General features: G+C 39.3%; 1 protein-coding gene. It reads left to right on the top strand.

The features are described from left to right. Nucleotides 1-269 precede the first annotated feature (269 nt). Nucleotides 270-1359, top strand: a 1090-nt coding sequence (locus ACT3XD_RS19535) for a hypothetical protein (protein WP_444280697.1), incomplete at its 3' end; no start/stop codon positions are given.

Below are 1359 nucleotides of genomic sequence, written 5' to 3' on the forward strand. Positions count from 1 at the left end.
GTCATCATCCGCAATACGCGTCGAATCCGCGTACTCATGAGTGACAGCTACCCCTATAAAACGGCGCTATCCGATCTCGTCAGGCGGTTGGTGCCGAACTGACTGCTCGGGCTCCCCCGGCCCGACGCAATGGGGGGAAGGGGGAGGTGTGTCTGAACGACGAAAAGTGGTTAAAAAGTAGCCGATGTAAGTCGAGCCAATAGGTGTTTAGCGGTGTTAGCCTGAGTGCGGTACTGGCTGAGGTGCTATGAGAAATCCAGGCTAAAGCGATGGTGCGTGTGCCATCGCTTTGCAATCGTTCGGACCTAGAAAACGCTCTACAAAAAGCAAATTTTGTAGACTTAGATGACTTGCTGAGTCGTCCTGACTATTATGTTTTCAGTTTGCAGCCTAATTACTGGAAGGAGCCTCCTCCTCTTCATGCTGATGAAAGTGCTTTTTGGTCTAGAATATCTAAGTCAGGCAATCTTCCAGATTGCTTCTATATTTTTTCTACTTGCGTTACACATAAGGATTCTGACAAAGATAGTTTTTTATGTGCAGTTAAGCTGGTTTTCAAAATCCAAGATGTTTTAAAAGAAATATCTGATCTTTATGTCCCGTCTGAGAATAAGAGTCTTTTTTTAGTATCAAGTGAAGAGGCCGCTTCTAAGTATACGATATCTTTGTCAATTGATTATACCGCTTTAAAAGCTATACAATCTCCCAGGGCGAAGCTGGAAGATATGACTAGTGTTTGTAGTACTGTTTTTGCAGATGATGTGCATCAGGGGGAGCGCAAGGAAGTAATGCGCAGGGCGATAAAAAGCCTTTTAGATGAGCCGCATGATAACTTAACTTCTTTACAATGGTTGCTTAAAAATACCAATCGAATCAATTCGAAATTTAAAGAAAGTTATGAGATTTATTTCCATAATTTTTCAGTAAGTAAATTGTTAAATGAAATCGATCAGAAAAATTTAGAGTTTAGCTCTAAGTTAATGGACTTTATATCCAATAGTAATAATAAGGCGCTAGCTATACCTGGAGCTATCGCCGCTATTGCTGTTTTTCTAAGAATTAGTAGTGTTCCTGGTTTGATTTTGATTGTTTCTGGTGTATATATAGCTACTAATATAGTGATAATGTCTAATAAAAGTATGAGGACAACCTTTAGTGATCTTGAATGGCAGATCAATAAATCTTTTTCTAAATACAAAAATATAAAAGATAGTCCTGAAGTTGTATCTTTAGCTGATGAGGTAAGAATCAAGCTGATAAGTCGCGTATGTAAAGCAAGTAGAAACTTAAAGACGGTAGATCTTTATGCTAGGTTAACATTTTGGGGTGGTTTGATTTACTCTGTCATTGCTGCTTTAG

Source organism: Halomonas sp. AOP7-B1-5, assembly GCF_052353045.1.
Lineage (GTDB): Bacteria > Pseudomonadota > Gammaproteobacteria > Pseudomonadales > Halomonadaceae > Vreelandella > Vreelandella colorata.